This window comes from Janthinobacterium sp. GW460-12-1-14-LB5, assembly GCF_059423585.1.
Genome location: NZ_JBWKYD010000026.1, coordinates 73,437 through 86,780 on the forward strand (window position 1 = coordinate 73,437; position 13,344 = coordinate 86,780).

13 protein-coding genes are annotated in these 13,344 nt (G+C 65.7%); 9 read left to right on the top strand and 4 right to left on the bottom strand.

The window, feature by feature from the left end; all coding sequences use genetic code 11:
- Positions 1-32: 32 nt before the first annotated feature.
- From AC07X6_RS23495 to AC07X6_RS23505, 3 genes are read right to left on the bottom strand one after another with little or no spacing between them, the layout of a single operon-like run.
- Positions 33-1,478, bottom strand: a complete 1,446-nt coding sequence (locus tag AC07X6_RS23495; RefSeq protein WP_494792547.1) for a LutB/LldF family L-lactate oxidation iron-sulfur protein — start codon at positions 1,476-1,478, stop codon at positions 33-35.
- A complete protein-coding gene (locus AC07X6_RS23500; protein ID WP_494792548.1) occupies positions 1,475-2,191 on the bottom strand; it encodes a LutC/YkgG family protein in 717 nt (238 codons plus the stop codon). The genes AC07X6_RS23495 and AC07X6_RS23500 overlap by 4 nt, the downstream gene beginning before the upstream one ends.
- Complete coding sequence (locus AC07X6_RS23505; protein ID WP_494792549.1) at positions 2,188-2,979, bottom strand: (Fe-S)-binding protein; 792 nt, start codon at positions 2,977-2,979, stop codon at positions 2,188-2,190. The genes AC07X6_RS23500 and AC07X6_RS23505 overlap by 4 nt, the downstream gene beginning before the upstream one ends.
- A gap of 140 nt (positions 2,980-3,119) precedes the next feature.
- Here AC07X6_RS23505 and AC07X6_RS23510 point away from each other — a divergent pair, with 140 nt between their 5' ends.
- The 9 genes from AC07X6_RS23510 to AC07X6_RS23550 all read left to right on the top strand — a co-directional run bounded on the left by AC07X6_RS23510 (position 3,120) and on the right by AC07X6_RS23550 (position 12,744).
- Positions 3,120-3,830: a FadR/GntR family transcriptional regulator gene (locus tag AC07X6_RS23510; protein WP_494792550.1), complete on the top strand. Its 711-nt coding sequence runs from the start codon at positions 3,120-3,122 to the stop codon at positions 3,828-3,830.
- A gap of 109 nt (positions 3,831-3,939) precedes the next feature.
- Positions 3,940-5,040 carry a GGDEF domain-containing protein gene (locus tag AC07X6_RS23515; protein ID WP_494792551.1) on the top strand — a complete coding sequence of 367 codons (1,101 nt, stop codon included), beginning with the start codon at positions 3,940-3,942 and terminating at the stop codon, positions 5,038-5,040.
- Positions 5,041-5,121: 81 nt separating this feature from the next.
- Positions 5,122-6,141, top strand: a complete 1,020-nt coding sequence (locus AC07X6_RS23520) for a helix-turn-helix transcriptional regulator (RefSeq protein ID WP_494792552.1) — start codon at positions 5,122-5,124, stop codon at positions 6,139-6,141.
- Positions 6,142-6,204: 63 nt separating this feature from the next.
- Positions 6,205-6,618, top strand: a complete 414-nt coding sequence (locus AC07X6_RS23525) for a hypothetical protein (protein WP_474292153.1) — start codon at positions 6,205-6,207, stop codon at positions 6,616-6,618.
- Positions 6,619-6,858: 240 nt separating this feature from the next.
- Positions 6,859-7,653 (top strand): TorF family putative porin, encoded by a 795-nt coding sequence (locus tag AC07X6_RS23530; protein WP_494792553.1) that lies wholly within the window; start codon positions 6,859-6,861, stop codon positions 7,651-7,653.
- Positions 7,654-7,710: 57 nt separating this feature from the next.
- On the top strand, positions 7,711-9,801 hold the full coding sequence (locus AC07X6_RS23535; protein WP_494792554.1) for a methyl-accepting chemotaxis protein: 2,091 nt from the start codon (positions 7,711-7,713) through the stop codon (positions 9,799-9,801).
- Positions 9,802-10,096: 295 nt separating this feature from the next.
- Positions 10,097-10,756: a hypothetical protein gene (locus tag AC07X6_RS23540; protein WP_494792555.1), complete on the top strand. Its 660-nt coding sequence runs from the start codon at positions 10,097-10,099 to the stop codon at positions 10,754-10,756.
- A gap of 216 nt (positions 10,757-10,972) precedes the next feature.
- The gene (locus AC07X6_RS23545; protein ID WP_494792556.1) at positions 10,973-11,599 is read left to right on the top strand and encodes a hypothetical protein; all 627 of its coding nucleotides are present in this window, start codon (positions 10,973-10,975) and stop codon (positions 11,597-11,599) included.
- Positions 11,600-11,715: 116 nt separating this feature from the next.
- A complete protein-coding gene (locus AC07X6_RS23550) occupies positions 11,716-12,744 on the top strand; it encodes an acyl-CoA dehydrogenase family protein (RefSeq protein WP_494792557.1) in 1,029 nt (342 codons plus the stop codon).
- 63 nt (positions 12,745-12,807) lie between these two features.
- Here the strand turns inward: AC07X6_RS23550 and AC07X6_RS23555 are convergent.
- The coding region (locus AC07X6_RS23555) for an autotransporter domain-containing protein (RefSeq protein ID WP_494792558.1) at positions 12,808-13,344 on the bottom strand (537 nt) is incomplete at its 5' end.

A 13,344-nucleotide genomic window follows, 5' to 3' on the forward strand; every position in this document is an offset into this window, starting at 1 on the left:
CAGCGTGTTTTTTGCGGTGTAGCGGGGCGTCGCTATTCTTCCTGCCCCCGTGCATTGAGCAGGTCGGCCAGGCTGCGCGGCGCCGGCTGTAAAGGCTTGCGGTGCTGCGTCCAGCCCAGCTGCGCGCGCGGCGTCAGCATCCGCAGCCGCGTGGCGGCCCAGCGGAACAAGCGGTAGCTGGCGGGGCGCGCGAAGGCGCCGCTCCAGAAACGCCAGATCAGGCTTTCGCCGCGGCTGAACTTGGCCCCCTGGCCGCGCAGCGGATGCGCCACCTGTTCATCCGGATTGCGGTTCGCCTCCGTGCGCAGGCGCACCAGCAGTTGCGGAATCGGGATGCGCACGGGGCACACCTCGCCGCAGGCGCCGCACAGGCTCGATGCGGTGGCCAGGTCGGCCGTCGCATCGAGTCCCAGCAAGTGGGGCGAGATGATCTTGCCGATCGGCCCCGGATACGTGGTGCCGTAGGCGTGGCCGCCGATGCGCGTGTAGACGGGGCAGTGGTTCATACAGGCGCCGCAGCGTATGCATTGCAGGGTGGCGCGCAGCTGTTCGTCGGCGTAAGCCTGGCTGCGGCCGTTATCGAGCAAGACCAGGTGCACTTCGCGCGGCCCATCGAGCTCTCCGGCGCGGCGCGGGCCGGAAATCAGGTTGAAATACGTGGTGATGGCCTGCCCCGTGGCCGAGCGCGTCAGGAGGCTGGCCAGCGGCACGATGTGTTCCAGCTTGGCGACCACCTTTTCCATGCCCATGATGGCGATGTGGACCTCCGGCACGGACGTCGTCAGCCGGCCATTGCCCTCGTTTTCCACCAGCCACAGGGTGCCCGTGTCGGCCGCCGCGAAGTTCACGCCCGACAGGCCGATGTCGGCCTCGACGAAAGCCTGGCGCAGGGCGCGCCGGCCCGTCTGGATCAGGCTGTCGACGTCTTCCGTGTAGGGCGCGTCGGGAATGTGCTCGGCGAACAGGCCGGCGATGTCCGCCTTGGTCTTGTGAATCGCCGGCATGACGATGTGCGACGGCTTTTCGCCGGCCAGCTGGACGATGTACTCGCCCATGTCCGACTCCAGGCACGTCATGCCGCGCCCTTCCAGGTAGTGATTGAGCTCGATTTCCTCGCTGGCCATCGACTTTCCCTTGATGAAGCGCGTCGCCTGGGCCTTTTGCGCGATGGCGTGGATGATGGCGTTGGCCTGCTCGCCATCCTCGGCCCAGTGCACCTGCACCCCGGCCGCCGTCAGCCGCTCTTCCAGCTGCACCAGCAAATCGGGCAGGCGCGCCAGCGCATGCCGGCGCACGGCTTCGCCGATGTCGCGCAGGCGTTCCAGCTCGTCGCCGTCGGGAAATTGCGCCGTGCGCTTGTCCTGCAAAAAATCCATGGCGCCGCGAAAGCTCTGGCGCAGTTTCGGGTCGTCGAGCGCGGCGCGGGCGCGCGCGTGAAAGTCTGCAGGTTTGACAAATTGCAAGGGCTTGGCGTTCATGGCTGGCCTCCTTCATGGGCTGACAGGTCGTCGACGATCAGCACCCACAGCCAGCGCGGGCCGTGCGCGCCATACGCGAGCGTTTGCTGGATGTCCGACGTTTTCGAGGGGCCCGACACCAGCACCAGGTTCGATGGCATGCCGTCCGACCAGCGCTCGGCGCGCGCCGCCGCGTGCAAGTCCACGTGCAGGCTGCTCGCATACACGAGGCAGATGTGCAGGGGCGGCGCCAGGGACACCATGCGCGGCGCGGCCGCATCGGGCGCGATGACCAGGGTGCCCGTGGCGGCGATGCCGGAACGGGCGACGGTCAACCCCGCGTCGACCGTGTCGAACAATTCGCCCTTCCACTGCGCCAGCGGACGCTCAAAAGACAGCGCTGACACGCCCTGCGGCAAGGCGGCGCGCAAGGCCTGTCCTTCGGCGCTGCCGGCATCGAGCAGCAAACGGCGCACGCCGTGTTCACCGAGGCGCTGCGCCAGCAGGGCCGGCCAGGCGTCCACGCTCACGCAGTCGACCTGCGCGTGCGCAGCGCGCAAGGCTGCCTGCATGGCGCTTATCCTGTGCCGTGGCGACAGAGGAGATGCGGCGCGGCGCGCCTGGTAGTGATTGTCGATGGCAGTATCGATGACCTGCACCGCCTCGGGCGCGGAGGGTGCCGCAGCGCGCAGCCGGCCCAGCATGCGTTCGCGGGCAGTCAATGCCGTACTCATGCCGCACCTCCCGTGCGGCGCCACAAAAAGCTGGCCAGGTGCTCGACGGGCAGCGGCGCGCCCTGGTGCTGTGCGGCGTGGCCGATGTTGAGCAGGCAGCCGCAGTCGGCCGAGACGAGCCGGTCGCAGCCCGTGGCGCAGGCCGAGGCGATCTTGTCGCTGACCATGGCGCCGGAAATGTCCGGATGTTTTAGTGAAAACGTGCCGCCGAAGCCGCAACATTCCGATTCGCGCTGGTGTTCGATGCGCCTCACGCCGGGCAAGGCGTCGAGCAGGGCCACGCCGTGGGCGCGCGTGCCCATTTCGCGGCGCGCGCCGCACGAGGTGTGCAGCACCACATTTTCATCGGCCTGCCCGGCGCCAGAAAGGCTGGCCAGGTCGAGTTTGAGCACGCAGACGAGAAATTCGCTCAGTTCATACACGCGTCCGGCCAGTTCTTGCGCCTTGGGGCCGGCCACGGGGTCGTCCTGGAACAGTTGCGGCCAGTGGTGGCGCATCATGCCGGCACAGGAACCGGACGGCACGATCACGGGCCACGGCTGCGCAAACAGGTCGAGCTGGGCGCGCGCCACGGCACGCGCCTGCTCCGGGTTGCCGCTGCTGTAGGCCGGCTGGCCGCAGCAGCTCTGGCCGCGCGGATAGTGCACCAGCAAGCCTTCGCGCTCCAGCAGGCGCACCGCGTCGAGCCCCGCCTGCGGCACGAACAGGTCGACCAGGCAGGTGGCGAACAGGTACACCTGGAGCGGTGCGGGCGGGTAATGACGCGGCTGGCGCGGGTCTGGCTGCATGAGTGTGTCTCCCCGGCGCTCTGTGTGTTGCTGCGGCGCCGCTGTGTGTTGTTAAGAATGACTGGTTCACGCATAATTCCAGCTTCCGAGAATCACTTCAAATTGCTCGGACCACTTTAAAACAACACCGGAAGACAGCGATGGCGACAGGCATGCAGACGCGGGGCAGGGTCGAGATGGTGATGCGCAGGCTGGAAACCGCCCTGCTGGACGGCAGCTTGCCGGCGGGCGCGCAATTGCCGGCCGAACGCCTGCTGGCGCAGCAATATGCGGTCTCGCGCAATACCGTGCGCGAAGCGGTGCAGCGGCTGGCGGCGCGGGGCCTCGTGCGCAGCCGGCGCGGCGCCGGCGTCTTCGTGACGGATCAATTGCGCACCGGCATGGCGTCGCCGTGGAGCCAGCTGGTGGCCGACCACCCCGCCCTGCGCGACGACATCCTGGAATTTCGCCGCGTGCTGGAAGGGGCGACGGCTTATTTTGCAGCGCAGCGGGCCAGCGGCGACGAGCGCGCACAGATCATGGCGCTGCTGGCCGAGCTGGAACAGGCACGCGCCAGCGACGACAAGCACGGCGAGGCGCAAGCCGACGCGCGGCTGCATGAAGTCATCGCGCAAGCGTCGCACAACACCATGTTCTTGCACTTGCACACCAGCATCATCGGCATGCTGCGCGAACACATCACCATCAATGGCACTGGCTTGCGCCAGCAGGACGAGGCCACCTCGCTGCAACTGCTGTCGCAGCACCGCACGCTGTGCGAGGCCATCTGCTCCAGCCAGCCCGAGGAAGCGCGCACGGCCATGCAAGGCCATATCGATTTCGTGCGCACGCGCGTCACCAGCGACGAATAAGGTCCACTGGTAGGACCAATCTGATAAGCAGCATGGCGGCGCGATGCGTCGCGGCTTGTCGCAGGGCCGGGCAAGAATGGGATCCCGATTCGCTATCCGACAGGTTTCCATGCATTTGCACCATGCAACTGACGATATCCGCAAGCCGGCGCCGCCTCTCTTGCCGGCGCGCTTGCACGATCCGCAACAGGAAGCGGCGCCTCCGCGCCCGGCTTCCGCAGGCGGGACACACACCTGGCCCTTGCTGGCCCTGCATGCCGGCGCCAGCGCCGTCTTTGCCGCCGCGCTGTTGCCGCCCGCCGGCTGGCCGCTGGCGCTGGCCTGCTGCCTGGTCATCCTGGCCATGCTGTTGCGGGCCCTGCGCCCGCCTGCCGCACAGCCTGGCCGCGCCGCCTCCGGCACGGCGCTGCTGGCGCTGGACCTGCTCGTCTTCCTGCTCTGCTATGCACTGCGCGAAACCGATGCCGGCTGGCACGCGACCGCCTTTTGCATCCTGCTCGTTGCGCCCTACGCCGGCATCACGCGATACCTGCTCGGCGGTGCCGGCCTGGCCGTCGTGGCGAGCCTGGCCTGGCTCGGCCTGCAGGACGAGCTCCAGGCCGGCAGCGCCGCCACCTTGATGCTGCTCAACCTGACCGGTCTGTGTGCCGGCCACGGCCAGCAGCGCCAGCGCCGCGCGCACGTGCTGCAACACGCCAGGCTCACCGAGCAAGCCATGCGCGACCACCTGACCGGCTGCTACAACCGCCGCTACCTCGATGAGCACCTGCTGGGCGCCGAACTTGCGCGCTCACGACGCCATGGCCTGTGCCTGACGGCCATCCTGTGCGATCTCGATCACTTCAAGCGCGTCAACGACGCCCACGGCCATGCCGCCGGCGATGACGTGCTGCGCACCTTTGCTGCCCTGCTCGGCAACGCCACGCGCCGCGGCGTCGACAGCGTGGTCCGCCACGGCGGCGAGGAGTTCCTGCTGATCCTGCCTGAAACGGACCTGGCAGGCGGCGTGCGCCTGGCCGAGCGCCTGCGCGCCGGCCTGGTGCAGCACATCGGGACGACGGCCAGCTTCGGCGTGGCGTCCGTCGCCTGCGCCCCCGGCCGCCAGGCGCCCGGCGCTGCCGCCCTGGTCGCTGCTGCCGACCGCCTGCTGTACCAGGCCAAGCACGCAGGGCGCAATTGCGTCAGGGCCGCCATGCTGGACGCCCTGTAATTGTCATCGAATCAATGTTACCATTCGTTAACTTATGTACTCATCAGTACACATCCTGCCATTCAATAGAACGGAACCACCATGTCTGAACACGCGCCCCGCCCCTCCACCATCATGCGCCAATGGCAAATGCTGCGCCTGATACCGCCGGCGCCTCGTACCATCACCGCCAACGAATTGCACGACAAGCTCAAGGCCATCGACTTTGCCATCGGCCTGCGCACCATTCAGCGCGACTTGCTGGACCTGGCCGAAATTTTTCCGCTGACCAATCCAGCCGACAGCAAGCCGTTTGGCTGGTGCTGGATGGAAAACGCGGCGCGCATGGACATGCCGGGCCTGTCGACGCCCGCCGCGCTGACCCTGGCCCTGATGGAACAGCATCTGCGCCATGCGCTGCCGCCGTCCACCCTCGACAGCATGCAGCCGTATTTCAGCGCGGCGCGCCAGACCCTGAGCGCCACCAGCGAGCGTGCCAACTCGTCCGCCTGGCTGGGCAAGATACGCGTCATCGCCCCCATGCAGCGTCTGCTCGCGCCCGTCATCGACGAAGCTTGCCAGCGCACCGTGTATGAAGCGCTGATGCAGAACCGCCAGCTCAAGCTCAGCTACAAGAAGCGCGACAACGACAATCCCGTCAGCTATGATGCCGTCCATCCGCTGGCCATCGTGCAACGCGGCCAGTTGCTCTATCTGGTATGCCTGTTCGCCGGGTACAACGATGTGCGCACCCTGGCCCTGCACCGCGTGCAGCAGGCGGAAATGCTCTACCTGTCCGCGCGCGAACAGCCCGGCTTCGACATCGACGCGTATATCGCCTCCGGCGCCATGGGCATCCGCGATGGCGAACCGCTGCTGCTCGAAGCCGTGTTTGCCCGCCGCAGCGGCGAACACCTGTACGAGACGCCGCTGAGCACGGATCAGCAATTGCAGGAACGCGAGGACGGCTCGCTGCACCTGAGCGCCACCGTGCCCAACACGCGCGAACTGCAATGGTGGCTGCTGGGCCTGGGCGATGGCGTGGAAGTGCTGGCACCGGCCGCGCTGCGCGAACAGATGAAAAGCACCATCACCAGCATGGCCAGCCGCTACGCCGCCTGACGGCGGCCCCCGGCGGCGGCGAAAACTGCTACCATCGCGCGCCGCCACTCCTTTCGTCCGCACATGACCGTCCTCAGCCACACTCATCCGCTGGTGCGCCAGCTGGAAAACGACTTGCTGCCCCTGTTCCGCGCCGCTCTGCCGCCACTGGCGGCCGCGGCGCCACGGGTGCTCGCCTCCGTCTTCGCCTTTTCCAGCGGCACGGCCAGCGCCTTCCAGGATTATCACTTCGGCATTTCCTGCCTGCTCGAGGACGTGCCCGAGGATGCCCCGGAAGAAGTCGCCCTGCTGGTCAGCGTCACGGGGCTCGACGCCAGCGCCCGGCTGAGCGCCAAGGTCGTCTGGGGCCAGCCATCTAGCTTGGTGGAAACGCAGGCCGAGCTGCCGGCGGCCGACTTGCCGGCCTTGCACGCGGCCCTGCCCGGCTTGCTGGCCCGCCTGCAACAGGCAGCCAGCCGTGGCAGACCGGGAATCTAACAGGCGCATGAAAAAGTGCCGAGAAACAACAACTTACGATTTCCATAGCGCAACTTTGTTGACTTCCACTAGCCCCACCCCCTATCCTTTCAGTTACGTTTGGTGAGAATGTGTGCATGTTCGCGCGAGCATGCTGACGGCATCGCCTTGCTCCCAATAAAGTCCTTTCCGCATTTTTATCGCAACCATCAGGGCAACGCGCCTGGACGGCCGCTGCCTGCAAATACGGAGCCGACTGCCATGCCATCGAACCGCCATTTTCCCGCATCATCGTTGTTGGGCTGCGCCTTCCTGCTGGCGGCCTGCCTGCCCGTGCAGGCGCAGACCGCAGACGGCACTACCGCCACCTTCAGCGCCAATGCCAGCCTGACCTCGCAATACATCTCGCGCGGCTTTCGCCAGACCTGGGGCAAACCAGCCCTGCAGGCGGGCCTCGACTATGCGCACCCTAGCGGCTGGTCGCTCGGCACCTGGGCTTCCACCGTCAGCGACCGCTATATCCAGGACGCCACGGTCGAATGGGACCTGTACGGCGGCTACGGCGGCACGGTGGGCGAACTGGGCTACAGCGTGCTCGCGTATTACTACAAGTATCCGGGCGCCGTCTACCGCGCCACTGGTGTCAAGTACGACTATGGCGAGCTGTCGCTGGGCCTCAGCTACAAGATGCTGTACGCCAAGTACAACCGCACCGTCACGCGCGACTTCTTTGGCATCACCAATGCGCGCGGCACCGGTTATCTCGACGTGGGCGCGAACATCGACCTGGGCCATGCCTGGACCTTGAACTTGCACGCAGGCAATGGCCGTGTGGCAGGCAACGGCAACGCCATGTGGAACTGGCGCGACGCCAAGGCCGGCGTCACCAAAACCCTCGACGGCGGCTGGAGCGCCAGCGCCGCCCTCACGCGCGCCTGGGGCGCCACCGACGCCTATGACCATTACACCCTGGGCATCCCGGATGCGGCCGGCCGGTTCGACACCTCGAACCCGGCCGCGGCCACCTTCGTGCTGGCCATCAGCAAGACTTTCTAGGCGCGCTACCCGCGACGCCCGAGACACCGATACCTCTCCCCACCAAGGAACAGCATCATGCAACTATCACTGAACAGTAAAATCTGCGTCGCCGCCACCGCGCTCGCCGTCCTCAGCCTGGGCGTCACGGCGGCGGTGATCGGCTACAAGAGCAGCGCCAGCGCCGAAGCGGCCGCCCTGGAACTGGCGCGCACGTCGGCACGCGAAGTGGCCGGCGCGCTGCAGGCGCGCATCGCCAGCAACCTGTCGAGCGTCTCCAGCCTGGCCGGCGCCATGCGCGGCACCAAAAGCGCGAATTTGCCCCTGCAGCGCGAGCAGATCAACGAACTGACCAAGGCGACGCTGACCAGCTCGGAAGACTTGCTGGGCGCGGCCGTGACGTGGGAAGCGAACGCGCTCGACGGCAAGGATGCGGAATTTGCCAATCAAAAGCCGAACTATGACGCCAGCGGCCGCTTCATGCCCTACTGGACGCGGGGCGCCGGCGGCAAGCTGCAAGTCGAACCCATCGTCTTCGACCCGAAACCGGGCGCCAACGACTGGTACGACGTGCCCAAGCGCACGGGCAAGACTTTCTTTACGGAACCGTACATCTACCCCGTCGACGGCAAGGATGTGCTGATGGCTTCGCTTGTCGCGCCCATCATGATCGATGGCAGCTTCAAGGGCACGGCCAGCGCCGACTTCATGCTCACGCGCCTGGCGAAAATCCTGGCCGGCCTGAAAGTGATCGAGGGCGGCAAGCTGGCCCTGATCTCGAACGGCGGCCTGTACGCCAGCCACCCCGTGCCTGAACGGCTGGGCAAGAAGGCCGACGACGTGCCGGCCGCCGGCCTGGAAAAGGTGCGCCAGGGCCAGGCGTATGAATACGAGGACGACAAGGGCTATATCCATTTGCTGCAGCCGCTGCAGATCCACCCCGATATCGCGCCGTGGAGCGTGGAGCTGAACTTCCCGAAAAGCGTGGCCACCGCCTCGGCGCGCGACCTGATGATCTACACGCTGATCGTCGCCCTGCTGTGCGCAGCGGCCACGGCCGGCATTTTGATCCTCGTCGTCAACCAGCTGACGCGCCCGCTGCGCACCCTGGGCCGCACCATGACGGACCTGTCCAGCGGCGACGCCGACCTGCGCGTCAAGCTGGAAGTCAAGGGCACGGACGAGCTGGCCGTCATCGGCAAGGGCTTCAACCAGTTCGTGGAAAAAATCCACGCCGTGCTGCTGCAAGTGCAAGCCAGTGCCGACAACGTGGCCCGCGCCAGCGCGGAAATTGCGCAAGGCAATAATGACCTGTCGGCCCGCACGGAACAGCAAGCCAGTTCGCTGGAAGAAACGGCTGCCTCGGTGGAAGAGCTGACGGGTACCGTCAAGGAAAACGCCGACCACGCGCGCCAGGCGAATCAACTGGCTGCCTCCGCATCGAGTGTGGCACAGAAGAGCGGCGAAGTGGTCGGCAAGGTCATAGAGACCATGACGTCGATCAATGACTCGTCCAATAAAATTGTCGACATCATTTCCGTCATCGATGGCATCGCCTTCCAGACGAATATCCTGGCCCTGAACGCGGCCGTGGAAGCGGCGCGCGCGGGCGAACAGGGGCGCGGCTTCGCCGTCGTCGCCACGGAAGTGCGCAACCTGGCGCAGCGCTCGGCCGCCGCGGCCAAGGAAATCAAGCTGCTGATCGACGATTCCGTGGGCAAGGTAGCGGCCGGCAGCAAGCTCGTCGATGAGGCGGGCGCCACCATGGAACAAGTGGTCGACAGCGTGCGCAAGGTGACCGCCATCATGGCCGACATCAGCGTTGCCACCACCGAGCAAAGCGACGGCATCGCCCAGGTCAACCAGGCGCTGGCGCAAATGGATGGCGTGACGCAGCAAAACGCGGCCCTCGTCGAGGAAGCGGCGGCGGCCGCCGAAAGCCTGCAAGACCAGGCCAGCCACCTGGCCGAGGTGGTCAGCGTGTTCAAGCTGGGCGAGCAGCAGCGCCAGGTGGCGCCGACAGCAACGCCGGCGGCAGCCGTGGCAACGCCGCGCGCCGCGCCGCAAAAGACGGCGCCGCCGGCCAAACGCCTGGCCGCTGCCAAGCCTCACGCGGCACAGCATGCGCCGGCCAAGACGCCGGCAGGCGATGACTGGGAAGAGTTTTAATCCGGCCATCTCTGGCGGCGGCCGGCGCCATTCTCAGGCGCCGGTACTATCTGCACCCGCCGCATTCGCAATGGCAATAACGTTCTTTATATGCCGCCATATAAATACATGCTTCATTCATGATTATGCGCGGCACCCGCCTGTTTCTTCTCGCCGCCATTCAATGGCCGCACTTTCAATACAAGCATTGCAGCCAATTTCAGATTTCAAGAAAAATAAGATACGCATTTCCTTTATAATATCGCCGCGCATACGGTACGGCCTCCAGCCGGCTGATAATTTATAGGAATTACGCATGAAAAAAATTTGGACTGTATTAATGGTATCGGGCACAGTGGCATTGGCTGGCTGCGGTGGTGGTAGCGATAGTGGCAGCAATAGTGGCAGCAGCGGTAGTGTTGCCGTAGCTGTCCCGCCAGTGGTGGTCGCGCCCCCGCCTCCACCGGCACTGGCCGCTTATGTTGGTACTTGGCAACCCGCTTGTGAAGACCAAGCGCGCCAGCGCCTCGTCGTGGCCCTCAAAAGCGATGGCAGCGGCGCCCTGGAAATGTCGACCTACGACGAAACCTTCGGCACTCCCGATTGCAGCGGTCCCGTGCAATTCACGGAAACGACGAGCGAGAAAATTACCGCAACGCCAGACGGTACTGGCAATATTCAGCTCAAGCTGGCAGCGGACAGCCCCGCCTCGGACATCCGCATCGACAAGGTCGTATCGTCGCTGCCAGCCCACACCATCCAGTTTACGGGCCCGGCCGTCACCACGGTGCTGGTCGATGGCAAACCCCATTGGCGCATCACTGATGGCAGTGGCGACACCACGGACATCGCGGATACCGGCATACAACAGGCAGTAAGTGGCAAGGGCGGCTTTTATTTGCGCGGTAACGAATTGTTTACCGTGATGGAAAAAGACGGTGCTTATGTGCTCGATATGCACTATGTAAAACAATAAATCAGCCGATAATCAGCCATTGCGCCGCGTGAACGGCGCAATGCGCACCAGTTACACCACATCCTCCCATCATTCCCTCAAACCATTTCAGTGCATCGCCGCGACATGATCTAAATCAAGTCGGCGATAGATTCAGTGAGAATTGCCGCCCATTAAGACTTCTATAATGAGGCCGCGTTTACGGCACGCACCGCTGCCGGATGAAAAGGACTCTGAATGAAAAAATTATTGGCAGTATTGGCCGGCTCGGCGGCGGCACTCCTGAGCGGCTGCGGTGGCGGTGGCGGCGGCACGACTCAGCAGCTTGCCGGCGATTCCGGCAGCACCTCGCCACTGGCCGCGTATATCGGCACATGGCAATCCGCGTGCGACGATCACGACCGTCAAGTGCTCGTCATCGCGTTCAAGAGCGACGGCAGCGGTTCGCTGGAACTGACACCGACCGGCGAAACTTACTTCAAGGCCGATTGCTCCGGCCCCGTGGTCGCGACGGACGCCATGAGCGCGAAGATCACCGGCAAGCCGGACGGTACGGCCGACATGCTGATCAAGCTGGCGGAAAATGCCGCGGCAACGAGCTTGCGCGTCGACAAGATCACCTCGTCGGTTCCGGCCTATACCTTCCAGCGCAGCGGCACCAGCGTGCAATATGTGCTGCGCGACAACATACAGCAGTGGTGCGTCAATGTCGACAATGGCGAATCATGCATGTGGGATGAAGGCATGCAGCCGGCGCTAAGCGTCCCCGGCGGCCTGTCCTTGCGCGGCAACGACCTGTACTCGGTGGTGCTGGATCCGAAAAAAGGCGTGTATGTCCTGGACTTGCACTACGTGAAAAAGTAAATGCATGATTTGCTGCGGCCACGTCATGGAATCGTGGCCGTTCGCGGCTGCCTGTGTAAAATCAAACAGACATTGCAAAAATAAAAAGCTATCCTGTTAAAAAACAGGAGCTTGCCATGTCGAAGCATACCTTCTCCCTGCCCTCCCACGCCACGCTGGATGCCCTGCTGCAGCCGCAGGACGGCACTTTCCACCCCATCGAAGGTTTAAGCCGGCTGCGCGACGCGGGACTGGACCAGCTGCCCCCGCCCGGCCACGGCGCCACCCTGCAGCGCTGGCAAATGCTGGCCGCCATCGCCGCCGTCGACCTCTCCCTGCTCAAGCTGTATGAAGGCCATACCGATGCGCTCGCCATCCTGGCGGAGATCGGCGGCTCCAGCGTGCCGGCCGGCAGCAGCTGGGGCGTCTGGTGCGCGGATCTGCCGGGCGCGCGCGTCCGCTTGCGGCAGACGGCCGATGGCCGCCATGTGCTCGACGGCCGCAAGGCCTGGTGTGCCGGGGCGCAGGGCCTCAGCCATGCCTTGATCAGTTGCTGGAACGACGAGCACCAGGCCTGCCTCGCCTCGGTGGCCTTGGCGCAGCCCGGCGTGCACGTCACGGGCGAAGGCTGGCAAGCCGTCGGCATGCATGCCTGCGCCAGCGTCGACGTGACTTTTTCTGCCGCGCGCGCCTTTCCCGTGGGCGCGCCGGGCGCGTACCTGGCCCGCCCCGGCTTCTGGCACGGCAGCGCTGGCATCGCGGCCACCTGGTATGGCGCGGCCTGCGCCGTCGCCAGCCACCTGCATGCGCGCGCGCAGCACGCCGCCCCCGACCCCGTCCGCCTGGCGCAACTGGGGCAGATCGACTGCGCGCTGCGCGCCGTGGGCGCCCTGCTGCGCGAAGGCGCCGCCGAGATCGACCGGCACCCGCAAAGCGATGCGATGGCCCTGGCCCTGCGCCTGCGCCTGGCGGTGGAAGATGCCGCCACCCTGGTGCTGCACCTGGCCACGCGTGCGCTGGGCGCCGGCCCCCTGTGCCGCGACGCCCGCTTCGCGCGCCTGGCGGCCGACCTGCCCGTGTTCCTGCGCCAAAGCCATGCCGAACGCGACCAGGCCGTGCTGGGCGGCATCGTCGCCGGCGCAGAAGACCATCCGTGGTCGCTGTGACAAAAAAAATCGCCGGACCGGATGGACTCCGGGCCGGCGATCGGGGCTAGCCTGACGACGTGATTACCTGAGCGGCATGGCGATGCCGAACATCACCGACTGGGTACGTCCGCTATCGATGTTCAGATTGCTGTTGTAGTCCAGCGTGATGGTCATGCCGTTCGACAGCAGCAGCTTGACGCCCAGGCCCGCCGTCCAGTTGCCCGTCTGCTGCGGCACCGTGCGGATCACGTACACGGGACCGTCGGCCACCAGATCCGCATACGCCAGGCGCGCATCATCGGCGCCCTGGAACTGGTGCCGGTACTCGAGCCGCGCGCGCGGGAACCACGTGCCCAGGCCGCCCACATAGATGCCCTCGGCCCGCACGCCCAGCGCGCCGATGCGCGAACGCACCGTCTGCTTGAAGTAGCTCAGGGCGTTGATGCCCGCCGCCTTCTCCGTGTACGGATCGAGCTTGGCCGACATCAGTTCCACCCGGCCATACGGCGACCACATCCACGTTTCCTGACGCATCTCGATACCGCCCACCAGCGCGCCGAACACCTGCTTGCCATCGCGTTCACCGGTGGCGAAACCGCTGCCGTCGCTCAGGTAGCG

Excerpts from the sequence above, each read along its gene's own strand:
- AC07X6_RS23495 (WP_494792547.1), bottom strand. The coding sequence starts at position 1,478 with ATGAACGCCAAGCCCTTGCAATTTGTCAAACCTGCAGACTTTCACGCG.
- AC07X6_RS23510 (WP_494792550.1), top strand. The coding sequence starts at position 3,120 with ATGGCGACAGGCATGCAGACGCGGGGCAGGGTCGAGATGGTGATGCGC.
- AC07X6_RS23505 (WP_494792549.1), bottom strand. The coding sequence starts at position 2,979 with ATGCAGCCAGACCCGCGCCAGCCGCGTCATTACCCGCCCGCACCGCTC.
- AC07X6_RS23550 (WP_494792557.1), top strand. The coding sequence starts at position 11,716 with ATGTCGAAGCATACCTTCTCCCTGCCCTCCCACGCCACGCTGGATGCC.
- AC07X6_RS23540 (WP_494792555.1), top strand. The coding sequence starts at position 10,097 with ATGAAAAAAATTTGGACTGTATTAATGGTATCGGGCACAGTGGCATTG.
- AC07X6_RS23530 (WP_494792553.1), top strand. The coding sequence starts at position 6,859 with ATGCCATCGAACCGCCATTTTCCCGCATCATCGTTGTTGGGCTGCGCC.
- AC07X6_RS23535 (WP_494792554.1), top strand. The coding sequence starts at position 7,711 with ATGCAACTATCACTGAACAGTAAAATCTGCGTCGCCGCCACCGCGCTC.
- AC07X6_RS23525 (WP_474292153.1), top strand. The coding sequence starts at position 6,205 with ATGACCGTCCTCAGCCACACTCATCCGCTGGTGCGCCAGCTGGAAAAC.
- AC07X6_RS23520 (WP_494792552.1), top strand. The coding sequence starts at position 5,122 with ATGTCTGAACACGCGCCCCGCCCCTCCACCATCATGCGCCAATGGCAA.
- AC07X6_RS23515 (WP_494792551.1), top strand. The coding sequence starts at position 3,940 with ATGCATTTGCACCATGCAACTGACGATATCCGCAAGCCGGCGCCGCCT.
- AC07X6_RS23500 (WP_494792548.1), bottom strand. The coding sequence starts at position 2,191 with ATGAGTACGGCATTGACTGCCCGCGAACGCATGCTGGGCCGGCTGCGC.
- AC07X6_RS23545 (WP_494792556.1), top strand. The coding sequence starts at position 10,973 with ATGAAAAAATTATTGGCAGTATTGGCCGGCTCGGCGGCGGCACTCCTG.